5 protein-coding genes are annotated in these 14,861 nt (G+C 75.1%); 1 reads left to right on the top strand and 4 read right to left on the bottom strand.

Going from position 1 to position 14,861, the window contains the following annotated elements; all coding sequences use genetic code 11:
• Positions 1-37: 37 nt before the first annotated feature.
• Complete coding sequence (locus tag C1A33_RS22885) at positions 38-1,108, bottom strand: LLM class flavin-dependent oxidoreductase (protein WP_243407852.1); 1,071 nt, start codon at positions 1,106-1,108, stop codon at positions 38-40.
• A 622-nt stretch (positions 1,109-1,730) separates the two neighbouring features.
• Here C1A33_RS22885 and C1A33_RS22880 point away from each other — a divergent pair.
• The gene (locus C1A33_RS22880) at positions 1,731-4,673 is read left to right on the top strand and encodes an AAA family ATPase (protein WP_165818546.1); all 2,943 of its coding nucleotides are present in this window, start codon (positions 1,731-1,733) and stop codon (positions 4,671-4,673) included.
• Between the two features lie 150 nt (positions 4,674-4,823).
• Here the strand turns inward: C1A33_RS22880 and C1A33_RS22875 are convergent, their stop codons facing one another.
• The 3 genes from C1A33_RS22875 to C1A33_RS22865 form a co-directional block, all read right to left on the bottom strand.
• Positions 4,824-6,380 carry an FAD-dependent monooxygenase gene (locus C1A33_RS22875; RefSeq protein WP_101833423.1) on the bottom strand — a complete coding sequence of 519 codons (1,557 nt, stop codon included), beginning with the start codon at positions 6,378-6,380 and terminating at the stop codon, positions 4,824-4,826.
• A gap of 12 nt (positions 6,381-6,392) precedes the next feature.
• Positions 6,393-12,365, bottom strand: a complete 5,973-nt coding sequence (locus tag C1A33_RS37570; protein WP_101833422.1) for a type I polyketide synthase — start codon at positions 12,363-12,365, stop codon at positions 6,393-6,395.
• A 122-nt stretch (positions 12,366-12,487) separates the two neighbouring features.
• Complete coding sequence (locus C1A33_RS22865) at positions 12,488-14,815, bottom strand: KR domain-containing protein (RefSeq protein WP_101833421.1); 2,328 nt, start codon at positions 14,813-14,815, stop codon at positions 12,488-12,490.
• Positions 14,816-14,861: the final 46 nt, after the last annotated feature.

The following is a 14,861-nucleotide window of genomic DNA, read 5'->3' as shown; positions in this document are numbered from 1 at the left end:
CCTCGCCCCCGTCGGACGCGGCGCGTGTGTGCTGTGGTCAGGCGCGCGCCCGATCGCGCCGGGCGACCTCCTGGCGCACCAGCGGGATGACCTCGCGCCCGATGTCGATCGTGTCGGCGAGCAGGTCGTACCCGCGCAGCGATAGGATGTCGATCCCCAGGTCGTAGTAGTCGAGCAGCGCCTCGGCCACCACCTCGGGCGTGCCGACGAGGGCGTTCGAGTTGCCGGCGCCGCCGGTCGCGGCCGCGGTCGCGGTCCACAACGCCCGGTCGAAGCGCTCGCCCTCGCCGGCGATGGCCAGCAGCCGCTGGGTGCCGGTGTTCTGCGCCGTCCCGGCGAAGTACCGGCCGATCAGCTCCGGGCTCGACCGGCGGCGGCCGTGGATGGTCTCCACGATCCGGTGGGCCTTCTCCCATGCCAGCGCCTCGGTCGCGGCGACGATCGGGCGGAACGAGACCTGGAACCTCGGCACGTCGGCGCGCCCGGCGGCCAGCGCGGCGGCCTTCACCGACGCGATCTGCTCGGCCGTCCGGGCCAGCGGCTCGCCCCACAGACAGTAGATGTCGGCCTCGGCGGCCCCGGCGGCGTAGGCCGCGGGCGAGGAACCCCCGAAGGACACCGACGGCCGTGGCTTCTGCACCGGCAGGATCTCGCTGGCGAAATCCGCGAACTGGTAATAGGTGCCGTCGTGGTCGAAGGGCTCGTGGGACTCCCACGCGCGCTTCACGATCCGCATGTACTCGCGGGTTCGATCGTAGCGGTCGTCCTTTGCCAGCAGGTCGCCCTCCCGGGCCTGCTCATGGCTGTTCCCGCCGGTGATGAAATGCACCGCCAGGCGCCCGCCGCTGAGATTGTCCAGCGTGGCGAAGGCGCGCGCGGCGAAGGTCGGATGGGAGACGTTCGGCCGGTGCGCCACCAGTACCTGGAGCCGTTCCGTGTGGTCGGCTATGTAGGCGGCGGCGAATCCCGGGTCGGGGCCGGCCGAGCTGTACGCGGTCAGCACCCGGTCCCAGCCGGTCTCCTCGTGCGCTCGGGCGAGTCGCAGGGTGTATTCCCGGTCGAAACTGGGGCCGGACCGCGGGTTTGTTTCCGATGCGTCGTTAGTCATGGCGATGCCAAGAAACTCGACGGGCACGTGCGCTCCTGTCCGTATTGAAGCTTCCCGGCGCCGACCCACCGGGTTCCGGCGTGCTTCGTCGCACGGGCATGCAGGGTGGAGATGCTACGAAGCGCCGGGCCGCCCGCGCCACCCCTAACCACCCCTTGTCGCATTCATGTTTTCCCCACCTCGGTCGCGTGCCTGGGGCACGACCGCACCTCGGTGCCGCCGTTGGGGTGTGTTCCGCGGGGTGTCGGTGCGGCGCTGGCCGGGTGTCGCGCGCCTACCGGCCATCCCGGCCCGACGCGTCAGGTCAGGGCCGTCGACGTGGCCCGGACCGCGGCGGCCGATCGCGTGCGCATAGTTGCGTCGGGAACGAATTGTCATGGGCGTGCAACAATCGAGACCCTGGACCGGTAGCAGCGTCGTCGCAGGTCGGCAGGCATTCGCGGGAGTCGGGTGCGATCGGTACCGCAGGGCGGGCGGGGAATCAAGGAGCTTTTTCCTCGAAGGCAATTCTGTTACACTGTGATCTGGATTACAGGATTCGCGCGGATGTTCATGGTGTCGAGGTCTCGGGTGATACTCCTGCTGATTGTGGGTTCAGGTGCGGACGAGGGGGTGCTGGGCCTTGGGTAGGTTCGTCGAGTCCGATCTGGTCGAGAGGCACGATCAGCTCGGATCGCTGGAAGCGATTCTCGATGCGACGCTGCAGGGCTCGGGCCGGATAGTGCACCTGACCGGCCCGGTGGCAAGCGGAAAGACCACGCTGGTCCGCTGCCTGGAGACGGCTGCCCGCGATGCCGGGATGACGGTGCTGCGCGCGATCGGTTCGCGGGCCGAGCTGATGCTGCCGCTCGGGGTCGTCGCGCAGCTGCTGGACTGCGCCGATCTGACGGTGTCCGAGCTCGCGGCCCTCGAGGCGCTTCTCGACCAGGGCGCCCGGGCGCCCTGGTCCGGACTGGGAACCAACGAGGTCGACGTCGGTGCGGCCCGGGTCCTGCGTGGACTGTGCGTCCAGCTGTTGACCCGCGCCGAGCGGGGCCCGGTCGTGGCCATCGTCGATGACGCACACCTCTCCGACGCGGCGTCCCTGCAGTGCCTGTCATACCTGGGACGGCGGCTTGCCTCGGTGCCCATGCTCGTGGTGCTGGTGGAGAGTCCCCATATTCTGCCGGCCTGCCCGGCCTACTACGCCGAACTCGCCGGCCCGCATGTCCGTGCGCTGCAGATCGGCCCCCTGACGCCACATGGCGTCGCGCGGATCGTCGACCAGTGCGCGAGCGCACCGCCGGAGCTCGACGCGCAGGAGGCCTTCGCGCTCACCGGGGGCAGCCCGCTGTTGCTGCGGGCGCTGCTGGAGGGGCAGAGCTCGGCGACGTCGGCCGCCCCGATCCGGCTCGGGCTGGAGGACGCGTTCGGGGAGGCGATCCTGCGGCTGCTGTACCGCAGCGATCCGCTCGTGGCCCAGGGCGCGCGGGCCATCGCGGTGATGGGCGCCTCGACCAGCCCGGAGCTGCTCGCCCGCCTGCTCGAGATCGACCTGGAGCTCGCGCAGCGGGTCATCCACCTGCTGCGGACCAACGGTCTGCTGGGTGCCGACGGCTTCCGGGACCCGCGCACGCCCGCCGTGGTCCTGGCCAGTGTGTCCGCGGAGGACCGGGAGTCCCTGCACGCCCAGGCCGCCCGGCTGGCCCACTGCGACGGGGCGGCGGCCGCGCAGGTGGCCCGGTACCTGGTGACGGCCGGTCCGATGGACGACCCCTGGGTCCATCCGACCCTGATGGAGGCGGCCGACCAGGCACTGGCCGCCGGTGATCACGATGGTGCGGTGGTCTGCCTGCGGGCCGCCCAAGCGCGGGCGCGCGACGACACCCACCGGGCCGAGGCCACCGTCCTGCTGGTCCGCGCGCTCTGGCGGAGCAGGCCCGCCGACGCGGCCCCCCATCTGCCCGCGCTCGCCGACGCCGTGCGGGCGGGCCACCTCGCGGGGCGCCACGCCCTCGTCGTCGCCAACCAGTTGCTCTGGCACGGCGACGGGGCCGGCGCGAGCGCCGTCCTGGACGTCGTCTGCGGCGTCGACCTGCTCGATCAGGAGGTCGCCCGCGGAGCGGCGGTCACGCTGCTGGCACAGGCCCACCTGTATCCGGGTCGGGCCGAGGCGGTCATGGGCCTGCTGCGTCGACTCACCGCGAAGTACGGCCTCGAGAACTGGGGGGAACACCTGCCGTGCGGGGGCGCCGAAACCCTCGCCGCCATGACGGCCTCGAGCGCCCATGGTGACGCCGTCGCCGCGGTCGAGCGTGCCCTGGCCGCCGGGGATCCGGGGGGAGCGGCGGTCGGCACCCTCGGCGTGGCCCTCGCCGCGATGGTCTTCGCGGACCGGATGGGGGCGCTCGGCTCCTGGCAGGATCCGCTGCCAGCCACGGCGTCGGGCACCTTCGCCGCTCTGACCAGCGCCGTCGAGGGAGAACGGCGACTGGCCCACGGCGAGCTGGCGGTCGCCGAGCGGGGCGCCATCCAGGCGCTGACGTCCCTCGCGGCGGCGGACTGGGGGGTGCTGCTCGGCTCGATCCTGGCGACGGCGGTGCGCGGCGCGAGCGCGGCGGGCAGGTTCGCCGCGGCGGAGGCCCACCTGTGCATCCCGATGCCCCCGACCGTCGCCGACACGGTGTGCGGCCTGGACCACCTGCACGCGCGCGGGGACTACTACCTCGCGAAGGGCCGGGCCCAGGCGGCGGCCAGTGACTTCCTCACCTGCCGCGACCGGGTGGTGACCTGGTGCCAGGACCGGCCGGGCTTCGACACCTGGCGCACCGACCTGGCCTGGGCCTTCCTCGAGCTGGGCCGGGGCCGGCAGAGCCGGGAGCTGGCCGAGGAGGAACTGCGACGCCTCGGCAGCGGGCATCCGCGGCTGCGGGTCCCGGCGCTGCGCGTGCTCGCCGCGGGAAGCGATGTCGAGCGGCGCCTGCGGCTGCTGCGGGAGGCGGTCGACCTCGCGGAGGGACACGGCACCTCGCTGGACCTCGCCTACGCCTACACCGACCTCAGCGAGGTGCTGCGCGCCGTCGGCGACGGCAGCCGGGCCAGGGTCGTCGCGCGGGTCGCCGGCAACCTGGCCCGGCAGCTGGAGCTGGAGCCGTTGGTGCGCAGACTGCACTCCGACGACCGCTCCGCGGAGGCCGTGCCGACGGCGTCCCGGGCCGCCGCCGTGCCGACGCTGCTCGGCGGGGCCGCCGTCTTCGGCACCGGCACCGGCGCGAACCCGGTGCTCAGCGACGCCGAGCACCGGGTCGCCTCGCTGGCGGGACTGGGATACACCAATCGCGAGATCGCCGGCCGCCTGCACGTCACCGTCAGCACCGTCGAGCAGCACCTCACCCGTGTCTACCGGAAGCTGCAGGTCAGCAGACGTACGGATCTCACGAACCTGCTGGGAGCCGACGTGGGGGCGCCGGCGCCGGCCGCGGCGGAACAGCGCACCGGCGGCGTGGTCCGTCCCGTGGTCAGGCCGGGAGCCGCCAGGCGCCCGTTGCCCGGCCTGACCAGGGACTGGACCGCCACCCCGGCCTGACCGGAAACCGGACGGCCGCCCACCCCGGCCTGACCGGAAACCGGATTGGCCGCCCGCTCCGGCCTGGCGAGGTATCGGGCGGCCGTTCCGTCTGACCGGGGGGCGGTCACCCCCGGCGCCAGGGCCGGGGAGCCGCCTCCGTTCTCGGCCTCAGCCGGACTTCGAGGCCGCCGCCGTCGGCTCGGCGTGCGCGGACGTCCCGGGAACGGGGCTCGTGCCCGCGGACAGCCTGGTGAGCAGCCGGTCGACCGCGTCCAGATCCTCACGGCGGGACCCGGAGGCCGCGACGTAACCGTCCGGGCGCAGCAGGAGGAAACCCCGGCCGCCGCGGTCGACCTGATCGTGGGCGACCAGCGGCGCCCAGCGGTCCGCCAGCGCCCGCGTGGCGCCGACCAGCCCGTCCGGCACGGAGCCGACCGTCAGCAGCCGCAGCGCGCCGGGGGCGATGTCGGCGCCCGCCGGCGGAACCCAGGACGGTGTGCGGGAACCGGCTGCCGGAAGGGCCGACCGCCCGGGCCGGGGCAGGCGCTGCCACCGGCGGGCCGGCCCGGCGGGCTCGGCGAGCAGCTGCGGGTACCGCGCCCGCCAGCCGGCGAGCAGCGGCGCGTACAGGCGGCGCAGCGCGCCGGTCCGCTGCAGGGTGCCCCAGCCGACGTTGCGCAGCCGCGCCTTCGCCCCGGTCAGCACGGCGAGCCGGATCAGCAGGGCCGCGACCCTGACCGTCTCCTGCGCGGCCTGCCGTCGCTCCGGGTCGTAGGTCCTCAGCACCGACTCGTCGAGCTGGCCGCGCACGACCCCCGCCAGCTTCCAGGCCAGGTTGCGCACGTCGGACAGCCCGAGGTTGAGGCCCTGGCCGCCGATCGGCGAGTGGGTGTGCGCCGCGTCGCCGACCAGGAAGGCCCGGCCCTGGCGCAGCGTCGCGGCGATCCGCTCCTGGCTGGTGAACGTGGTGAGCGTGCCCAGCTCCCGCACGGCCAGACCGCCCGGCCCGCGCAGGTCCACCAGCCTCTGGACCGTCTCGGCCGTGAGGTCCGTGCCGGGTGCCACCGGGGTGGCCAGCCGGACGGCCTCGCCGGGCAGCGGCGCGCACAGCAGCGGACCGGCGTGACCGAAGTGGTAGTGCAGCTCGTCGCGGGTGAAGTCGCCGTCGACCGTCCCCTCGGCGAGCAGCACGGTGACGGCGACCTGCTCGCCCGGGAAGTCGATGCCGAGCTGCTGGCGGACGGCGCTGCCCACCCCGTCGGCGCCGACGAGCCAGTCCGCCTCGATGACCTCGACCCCGTTCGGGCCGAGCGCGCGCACGGTGGCGCCGGCGTCGGTGACCGTGATGTCGGTGGCCCGGGTGGACCGTTCGATGGTGACACCGAGCCGGGTGAGCGCCGCGGTCACGAGGCGGGTGGTGTGCTCCTGGGGCAGGATCAGCGGCCGGTTGCGCGGGTCCAGCTCGACCCGGACGGTCCGCCTGCCGCTGAGGTGGTAGTTCATCGCCCGCGGCTGGAAACCGATCGAGAGTGCCTCCTCGAGCACTCCGATGTCGGCGAGGACGTCGAGGGCCGGCGGCCACAGCAGGATCGCGCGCGATCCGCCGCCCGGGCCGTCGGCGGCGTCGAGGACGCGCACCGTGACCCCGAGTCTGGTCAGGGTCGCGGCGAGCGCCAGCCCGCACGGACCGGCGCCCACGATCAGTACCGGCGTCTTGTCGCTCATGCTGGAAGCTCCTTAGCTCCTGGTGACGAGAATCTGGCCGAGCCAGTGCTGGACGGCGCGGGCGGCGGCGCCGGCGTGCGCGTCCAGGACCGAGAAGTGGTCGCCCGGGACGTCGGTGACGGCGTCGGCGCCGTCCCAGTGCGCCCGCCACGCCGTGTCCGGCGCCCAGGCGGGCAGCGGCTGGGTCGCCCGGACGAGCAGGGTCGGCGCCCGCAGCCCGCTGACCTGCCAGTCGGCCAGCAGGCGCAGATAGCCGCCCATGGCCGTGATCCGGAACTCGTCGGCCGGGGTCAGCTCGCCCAGCTGGGCCGCCATGCCGTCCAGCACCGCCGGCCCGATCCGCTCCAGCGCGCCACCGCCGGTCCGGTAGGGGTCGAGCAGCACGACCGCGGCGGGCCCCCGCGCCATCTCCTCGAGCCGCCGCGCGATCGAGTGCGCCAGCAGCGCGCCCGAGGAGTAGCCGACCAGGACGAACGCCGAGCCGTCCACGGTCGCGAGCAGCGCGTCGACGCTGGCCTCCACGACCGCCGCCAGGGACGACGGCAACCGCTGACCGTCGCGGTACCCGGGCAGCGACAGGGTCCAGACGTCGGCGGAACCCACGAAGTGGGCGGCGAAACGGGCGAACTGATAGGGACCCGTGGTCGCCAGCACCGTGGGGACGCAGATCAGCGCGGGCTGCTCCCGGCCCTCGGCCAGGCGGATGACGCCGGGAGCCTCGGCCGGCTCGGGCCGGTCGAACGTGGGCCGGAACTGTGCCGCCTTCATGATCAGCTCGGTGAACTCGGTCGCCCGGCCCAGCTCCTGCGCGCGCCGGAACAGGGTGCTGATCATGTCCTGGGACGAGGTGCCGGCCGCCGCGCTCACCCGTGCCGCCGAGCTGGCCGGACCGGCCTCCTGACGCGGGATGGCCGCCGCCTCGCCGAGGTCCTCGTCCGCCGCCTCGCCGGCCGGGTCCCTGCCGCCGGCCAGGCCCGCGTTTGCGGTGAGGCCCGCGTCGTCGGCCAGGCGCGTGTCCAGGCCATCACTCTGGCCGCCGACCAGCTGCTGGCGCAGGTGTCGGGCCAGCGCCTGCGGCGTGGGCACGTCCACCATCAGCCGGGCGGGCAGGCGCAGTCCGGTCGCGGCGCCCAGCCGATTGCGCAGCTCCACCGTGGTGAGCGAGTCGAAGCCGAGCTCGAGCAGCCCGCGTTGCGCCTGCACCTGGTGGGGAGCGGCATGGCCGAGGACGGTCGCGATCTCCGTACGGACCAGCTCCAGCAGGAGCCGATCCTGCTCGGCGGCGGCCAGGCCGGCGAGCTGGCGGGCGGAGACCCGCACGGACGCCGCGGCGGTGTCGGCGCCCGGCTCCCACTCCCGTCGCAGCCGCTCGACCTCCGCGATCCCGCGCAGCAGCGACCGCGGGCCGCCCAAGGCCACCCGGCCGCCCGCGAGTCGCTCCCAGTCGACCTCGGCGATCAGGATCGCGCTCTCCCGGTGGTCGAGCACCTCGCCCAGCGCGTGCAGGGCCAGCGCCGGCGCGATCGCGGCGAAACCGCGGCGGCGCAGCCGCGCGAGCCGACCCTCCTCGTCACTCGCGTCACCCGCGTCACCCGCGTCGGTCGGGGAGGCCACGCGGGTCGCGTCGGTCGTGTTGGTTGCGTCGGCCCCGTCGGCGCCGTCGATGGGGTGGGTGCTCGCCGCCCGCTCGGACCAGGCCGCCCACGCGATGGCGGTCGCGGGCAGCCCGGCGCCGCGCCGGTGTTCGGCGAGGGCGTCGAGGTAGGCGTTGGCCGCGCCGAACGCGCCGAGGCCGAGACCACCCAGGGTGGCCGCCGCCGAGGAGAACAACACGAACGCCGACAGGTCCAGCGGACGCGTCAGCTCGTCCAGGTTGCGGGCGGCCACCGCCTTCGTGCGCACGACGTGCGCGAGGCGCTGCGGGCCGAACGCGTCCAGAGGGCCCTCGTCGAGCAGCTGGGCGGTGTGGAAGACGGCGGTCAGCCGGTGGCCGGTCGGCGTGGCGAGCACAGCGGCGACCGCCTCCGGGTCCGCGAGGTCCACGGCCACCACGGTGGACGTCACCCCCAGCTCGGTGAGCTGGTCGCGCAGGCCGTCGGCCGCCGCCGGGTCGGCGCCGTCCGGCACCGTGAGAACGAGGTGGCGGGCGCCCTCGCGGGCGAGCCACAGCGCGGTGCCGCTGCCCAGCGGCGACGTGCCGTCGGTGACCAGCACGGCGCCATCCGGCCGCCACGGCGATTCGGGTGCCGTGGCCGTCAGCGGAGCCGAAACCAGCCGGCGCGCGAACGCGCCGGTGCCGCGCAGGGCCACCTCGTCCTCGGCCGCGTCGCCGGCCGCCTGCCCCGCCGCGTCGCCAGGGCGCCCCAGCGCGTCGCCGGTCCGCGCGGCCGCGTCCAGCCGGGCCCGCGCGGCGAACACGCCGGCGAGACGGGATCCGGTCCGCCCGTCCAGGACCGCCGGCAGATCCACCAGGCCGCCCCACAGGCCGGGATGCTCCGCCGTGATCCCACGGGCGAGGCCCCACACCAGGGACCGCAGTGGGTGGGTGAGCGGATCCGACGGCCCCACCGCGACGGCACCCTGGGTCACCAGCCACAACGTCGCGGCGCTGGCGGCGTCGACGAGGGCCTGGACCAGCAGCAGGGTCGCCGTCAATCCGATCGGAATCCCGGGCTCGCCCGGATCGTCGGACTCGTTCACGGCCAGCAGGGAGACGATCCCGGCGGCACCCTCGGCACCGGCCTCGCGGAGCCGTTCGGCGAGCGCGGCGCGGTCGCCGCCCGCCGTCGCCGTCACCTGCGTGACCCGCGCGCCGTGCACCGCCAGGATGTCGGCGACCTCGGCGGCCAGGGGCGCGGTCGTGTCGCTCCCATCATGCGCGACGAGCCACGTCCCGGCGAGCACCGCCGGGCCCGCCTCGCTCAGGGCCTGCCAGCGCTGCTGGTAGCGCCAGGAGTCGATGCGGCCGCGGCGGCGTCGCTCCCGGCGCCAGCCACGCAACGCCGTCAGGACGTGGTCGGGCAGCGCCGCCGGCTCGGTGCCCAGGATCGTGGCCGTGGTCGCGCCGTCCTCGCGTTCCACCGCGGCCCAGAACTCCGCCTCCGCCGGGTCCCCAGCCGGCCCCCGTGCCGGGGCGGCGGCGAAGGACCGTGCGCTCGACGTGGCACTCTCGGCCGGGCCGTCCAGCCAGAACCGGCGCCGCTGGAAGGCGTAGGTGGGCAGGTCGAGCCGCCGGGGGCCGCCGGGGGGGAGCACGGGCAGCCAGTCGACGGGGACGCCGCGGACGAACAGCTCCGCCACGGAGGCCAGGAACCGGTCCAGGCCGCCGTCGCCGCGGCGCAGCGACCCGACCACCAGACCCGCGGCGGCGCCCACGGTCTCCTCGACCGCCTCCTCGACGCTGGTCGTCAGCACCGGATGCGCGCTGGGCTCGACGAAGACCCGGAAGCCGGCGGCGGCCAGAGCCCGTGTCGTCCGGTCCAGCGCGACCGGCTCGCGCAGGTTGCGGTACCAGTAGTGGGCGTCCAGCCCGGCGGTGTCCAGCAGGCCGGCGGTGACCGTCGAGTAGAAGGGCACGCTCGACGAGACCGGTGCCAGCGGCGCGAGCGCCTCGACCAGCCGTTCCCGGATCGCCTCGACCTGGGGGGTGTGGGAGGCGTAGTCGACCTGCACCCGACGGGCCCGGATCTGCCGGCTCTCGCAGAGCACTACCAGGTCGTCGCAGGCGTCGGCGTCTCCCGCGACGGTGACCGACGAGGGCCCGTTGACGGCGGCGACGTCCAGCGACCCCTCCCAACGGGTGAGCAGCGCCCGGACCTCGACCTCGGACCGGGCGACCGACACCATCCCGCCCTGACCGGCGATGTCCGCCAGCAGCCGGCTGCGCAACGCGACGGCACGCGCGCCGTCCGCCACGGACAGTCCACCCGCCACGACGGCCGCCGCGAGCTCGCCCTGCGAGTGGCCGATCACCGCCGCCGGTTCCACCCCGAACGAGCGCCACAACGCGGCCAGGGACACCTGGACGGCCCACAGGACCGGCTGCACGACATCCACCCGGCGCAGCAGTGCCGCGTCGGCGGCCGCCGCGTCGAGTGACCAGTCGACGTGCGGGGCCAGCGCCTGCGCGCACTGCCGCCACTGGTGCCGGAACGCCGGCGACGACGCCGGCAGCTCCGCCACCATCCCCGCCCACTGCGAGCCCTGGCCGGGGAAGACGAACACCGGCCCTCGGCGCCAGTCGCCGCGGACCCCCGTGACCACCCCGTCCGTGTGCTCGCCCCGGGCGAGCTCGCCCAGCCGGGACAGCAGCCCGGCCCGGTCGGCGGCGAGGATCACCGCCCGGTGGTCCAGACGGCCCCGCGACGACGCCAGCGCGGTCGCGATCTCCTCCGGTGCCAGGTCGGTGCGCGTCGCGACGAATCCGCGCAGCTGTGCCGCCTGTGCCCGCAGCGCGCCCTCGCCCCGCGCGGACACCAGATAGGGCCGCACCCCGGGGTCCGCGTCCGCCTCGGCGGTCCCGGCGCCCTCGACGCCGGTGCCGCCCGTCGCGACGACGCCGTCGGCTTCGGCGTCGAGGACGGCGTCGGCGGACTCGGGCCGCGGGGCCTGCTCCAGGATGACGTGCGAGTTCGTCCCGCTCACACCGAACGCCGACACACCGCAGCGGCGCGCCTCGCCGGTGTCCGGCCACGGCGCCGCAGCGGTCAGCAGCGACACCGCGCCGGCGGACCAGTCCACGTGCGGCGACGGCGCGTCGACGTGAAGGGTCCTCGGCAGCACGCCGTGCTGCATCGCCAGCACCATCTTGATCACACCGGTGATGCCGGCCGCGGCCCCGGTGTGCCCGACGTTCGACTTGATCGAGCCGAGCCACAGCGGACGGTCGGCCGGCCGCTGCTGGCCGTAGGTCGCGAGCAGGGCCTGCGCCTCGATCGGGTCGCCCAGGGTGGTGCCGGTGCCGTGGGCCTCCACGGCGTCGACCTGGTTCGGCCGCACGCCGGCGTTCGCCAGCGCCGCCCGGATCACCCGCTGCTGGGACGGCCCGTTCGGCGCGGACAGGCCGTTGCTGGCCCCGTCCTGGTTGACCGCCGTGCCGCGGACCAGGGCCAGGACCGGATGGCCCAGCCGTCTGGCGTCGGAGAGCCGTTCCACCACCAGGACGCCGACGCCCTCCCCCCAGGCGGTCCCGTCCGCGGCGGCGGCGAACGGCTTGCACCGCCCGTCGGGCGCGAGCCCGCGCTGCCGGCTGAAGTACACCCAGCCCGCCGGGGTCGTCAGCACCGACACACCCCCCACCAGCGCCAGCGACGACTCCTCCTGCCGCAGCGACTGCACGGCCAGATGCAGCGCGACCAGCGACGACGAGCAGGCGGTGTCGACCGTGACCGCCGGGCCCTCCAGCCCGAACGTGTACGCGACCCGCCCGGACAGCACGCTCGCCGCGACGCCGGTCATCCGGTACGTCTCGATGTCCAGCGGCAGCGAGGCCAGGTTCGTCCCGTAGTCCTGCGTGCTGGTGCCGAAGAAGACCCCGGTCCGGCTGCCGCGCAGGCCCTCCGGATCGATCCCGGCGCGCTCGAGGGCCTCCCAGGTCGTCTCCAGCAGCAGCCGCTGCTGCGGGTCGATCGCGACGGCCTCACGCGGGCTGATCCCGAAGAACTCGGGGTCGAAGTCCCCGGCGTCGTACAGGAAGCCACCCGTGCGCACGTACGACGTGCCCGGCTGGTCCGGATCCGGGTCGTACAGCGACCCCAGATCCCAGTTCCGGTCGGTGGGGAACTCCGAGATCGCGTCGGTCTCGTTGATGACCAGCTGCCAGAGGTCCTCCGGCGAGCGGGCACCCCCGGGGTGCCGGGAGGCCATCGCGACGATCGCGATCGGCTCGTGGCGGCGTTCCTGCTCCTCGCGGAGCCGCTGGCGGGTCTCGTGCAGTTCGACTGTCGCGCGCCTGAGGTAGTTACGAAGCCTCTGGTCATCAGACATGGCGGTACCTCGTTGCTCGGTGGGATCGCGGCCGCCGGTGCTCCGGCGGGACGGTCGGGGCTGGGACGGTCGGGGCCTGGGGGCGGTCGGGCCTGGGACGGTCGGGGCTGGGGACGGTCGGTCTAGGACTGCTCGAAAGTCCTGTCGAGCAGGTCGAACAGGTCGTCGTCGGAGCCGTCGTGGATCGCCGCCGCGATGTCGTCGCCCCCGGCGGATGCCGCCACGGTCAGCTGCCGCAGCAGGTCCTGGAGCCGGTTCGCCGTCCGGCGGCGTTGCGCCTCGTCGGTCTGGGTGGCCACGGTGGCGGCGAGCCGGTCCAGCTGCGCCTCGACGCCCTCCGCGGGTGCCTGCGGGGCCAGCCGGGTGCGCAGGAACGCCGCGACCGCCTCGGTGGTCGGATGGTCGAAGGCCACCGTGGTGGGAAGGCTCAGCCCGGTCGCGGAGCTGAGCCGGTTGCGCAGCGACACGGCCGCCAGCGAGTCGAACCCGAGATCCTTCAGCGCGCGGCGCGGGTCGACGTCGTCCGGGCTGTCGGCGCCGAGGACGGCCGCCACCTCGATGCGGACCCGTTCGACGAGCACCTGGTCCTGGCCGGTCTCGTCCAGGGTGGCCAGCCGTTCGACCAGCTCCTGGGCGGCACGGTTCGCGCTGTCGCCCCGCCCGGCCTCGGCCTCGGCGACGGGTCGCGGCCCTGCCAGCGCCGCCAGCAGGCCGGCCGGGGCCGCCCCCCGCACGGACGCCAGCCGGGACCAGTCGACGTCCGCCAGCAGCAGGCCGGACTCCCCGCGCTCGATCGCCTCCCGCAGCGCGCCGAGCGCGAGCGCCGGCACGAGCGGACGGACCGCGTCCCCCATGCGGGCCTCGCCGCGTCCCGGCTGCGGGACGACGTCCCGCCCGCCGTTCCCGCCGCTCCCGGCGGGCGCCAGGTCGGGCCAGTGGCCCCAGGCGAGATGGGTCGCGGGCAGATCGCGGCCCCGACGGTACTCGGCCAGTGCCTCCAGGTAGGCGCCCACCACAGCGTCGGCGCCGCGTCCCGCGTCTCCCCACACGCCACTCGCCGAGGAGAACAGGACGAAGGCGTCCACCGGCCGGTCGGCCACCTGCTCGTGCAGGCGGGAGGCACCGACGACGGCCGGGCCGACCGCCGCCGCGAGGGCGGCGATCTCCAGGTCCGCGATCAGGGCGGTCGGAGCGTCGCCGCCGTCGTCACCGATACCGTCGTCACTGGTGCCGTCGCCGTCGCCGTCGCCGTCGCCGTCGCCGCCGTTGTCACCGGCGCCGATGACGGGGACGTGGACGACGGCGGTCGGCGGTTCGCCGGCCGGCACCGGGGTCGCGCCGGCGGGATCGGTGGCCAGCGACGCGTTGTCCGCGACCAGGAGCCGCTCGGCGCCGTCGCGTTCCAGCCAGTCCGCCACCTGCGCCCCGGCAGCCGTGGCGCTGCCCGTGACGAGGACCGGACCGCGCGGCCTCCACGGTGCCCCGGCGACGTCGTCGACCAGCGGCGCGCGCACCAGCCGGCGCGCGAGCGTCCCCGTCGGCCGGACCGCCAGCTGGTCATCGACGTCGGTATCGACGTCGGTGTCACCGCTGGCCAGGACGGCCACCAGCCGGGTCGTCACCTCCTCGTCGAGTGAGGAGGGCAGATCGACGAGCCCACCCCAACGGGTCGGCTGCTCCACGGCGAGGACGCGGCCCAGACCCGCGACCAGAGCCTGCAGCGGATGGTCGACGCGGTCGCCCTGCGCGGCGTTGACCGCGGCCTGCGTGACGATCCACAGCCGCCCGGTGACGTCCGCCTCGTCCAGCGCCTGGACGAGCAGCAGCGTCGCCGCCAGCCCGTTCGTGATGGCCGGGTGCTCGGCGTGCGGTGTCTCATCCAGGGCGAGCAGCGACAGCACACCGACCGCGGCGCCACGGCCGGCCCCCGCGTCAGCCTCGGCGGCTTCGCGCAGCCGGGCGACGAGGCCGCCACGCTCGGACGCGATCGCCGGCCCCGGGATGAGGACCAGCCGCGCCCCGCCGGCGCGCAGCGCGGCGATGACCTTCTCGACCGGTCCCTCCTCGACGGCCTGCGTGGGTGTCACCACGAACCACGTTCCCGTCAGAGCCGCGGCCGGTCGGCTCACATGTGTCCACCGCGTGCGGACGCGCCACGAGTCGACGATCTGGCGATCCTGGCGGCCACGCCGCCACGCCGACAGCACCGGCAGCACCTCGCCAAGCGCCCCGGAACGGTCGGTGCCGAGGGCCTCGGCCACGGTGTCCAGGTCCTGTCGCTCGACGGCCTCCCAGAACGCGCGTTCACCGGAGTCCGTGCCACCGACGCTCTGGTTCGCGGCCGGCCGAGCCGTCTCGGTGAGCCAGTAGGTGTGGTGTTGGAAGGGGTAGGTGGGCAGGGTGGTGTGGGTCGGGGTGCCGGTGCCGCCGGTGTCTGTGCTGGTGTCCAACCCGCTGGATCCGCTGTCGCGGTGCGCTCGGGTAGGTGGGCAGGGT

The sequence above is a fragment of the Frankia canadensis genome, assembly GCF_900197875.1.
Taxonomy (GTDB): domain Bacteria; phylum Actinomycetota; class Actinomycetes; order Frankiales; family Frankiaceae; genus Frankia; species Frankia canadensis.
Note: the sequence above shows the minus strand (reverse complement) of the source record. Positions and strands in the feature narration are given on the sequence as shown.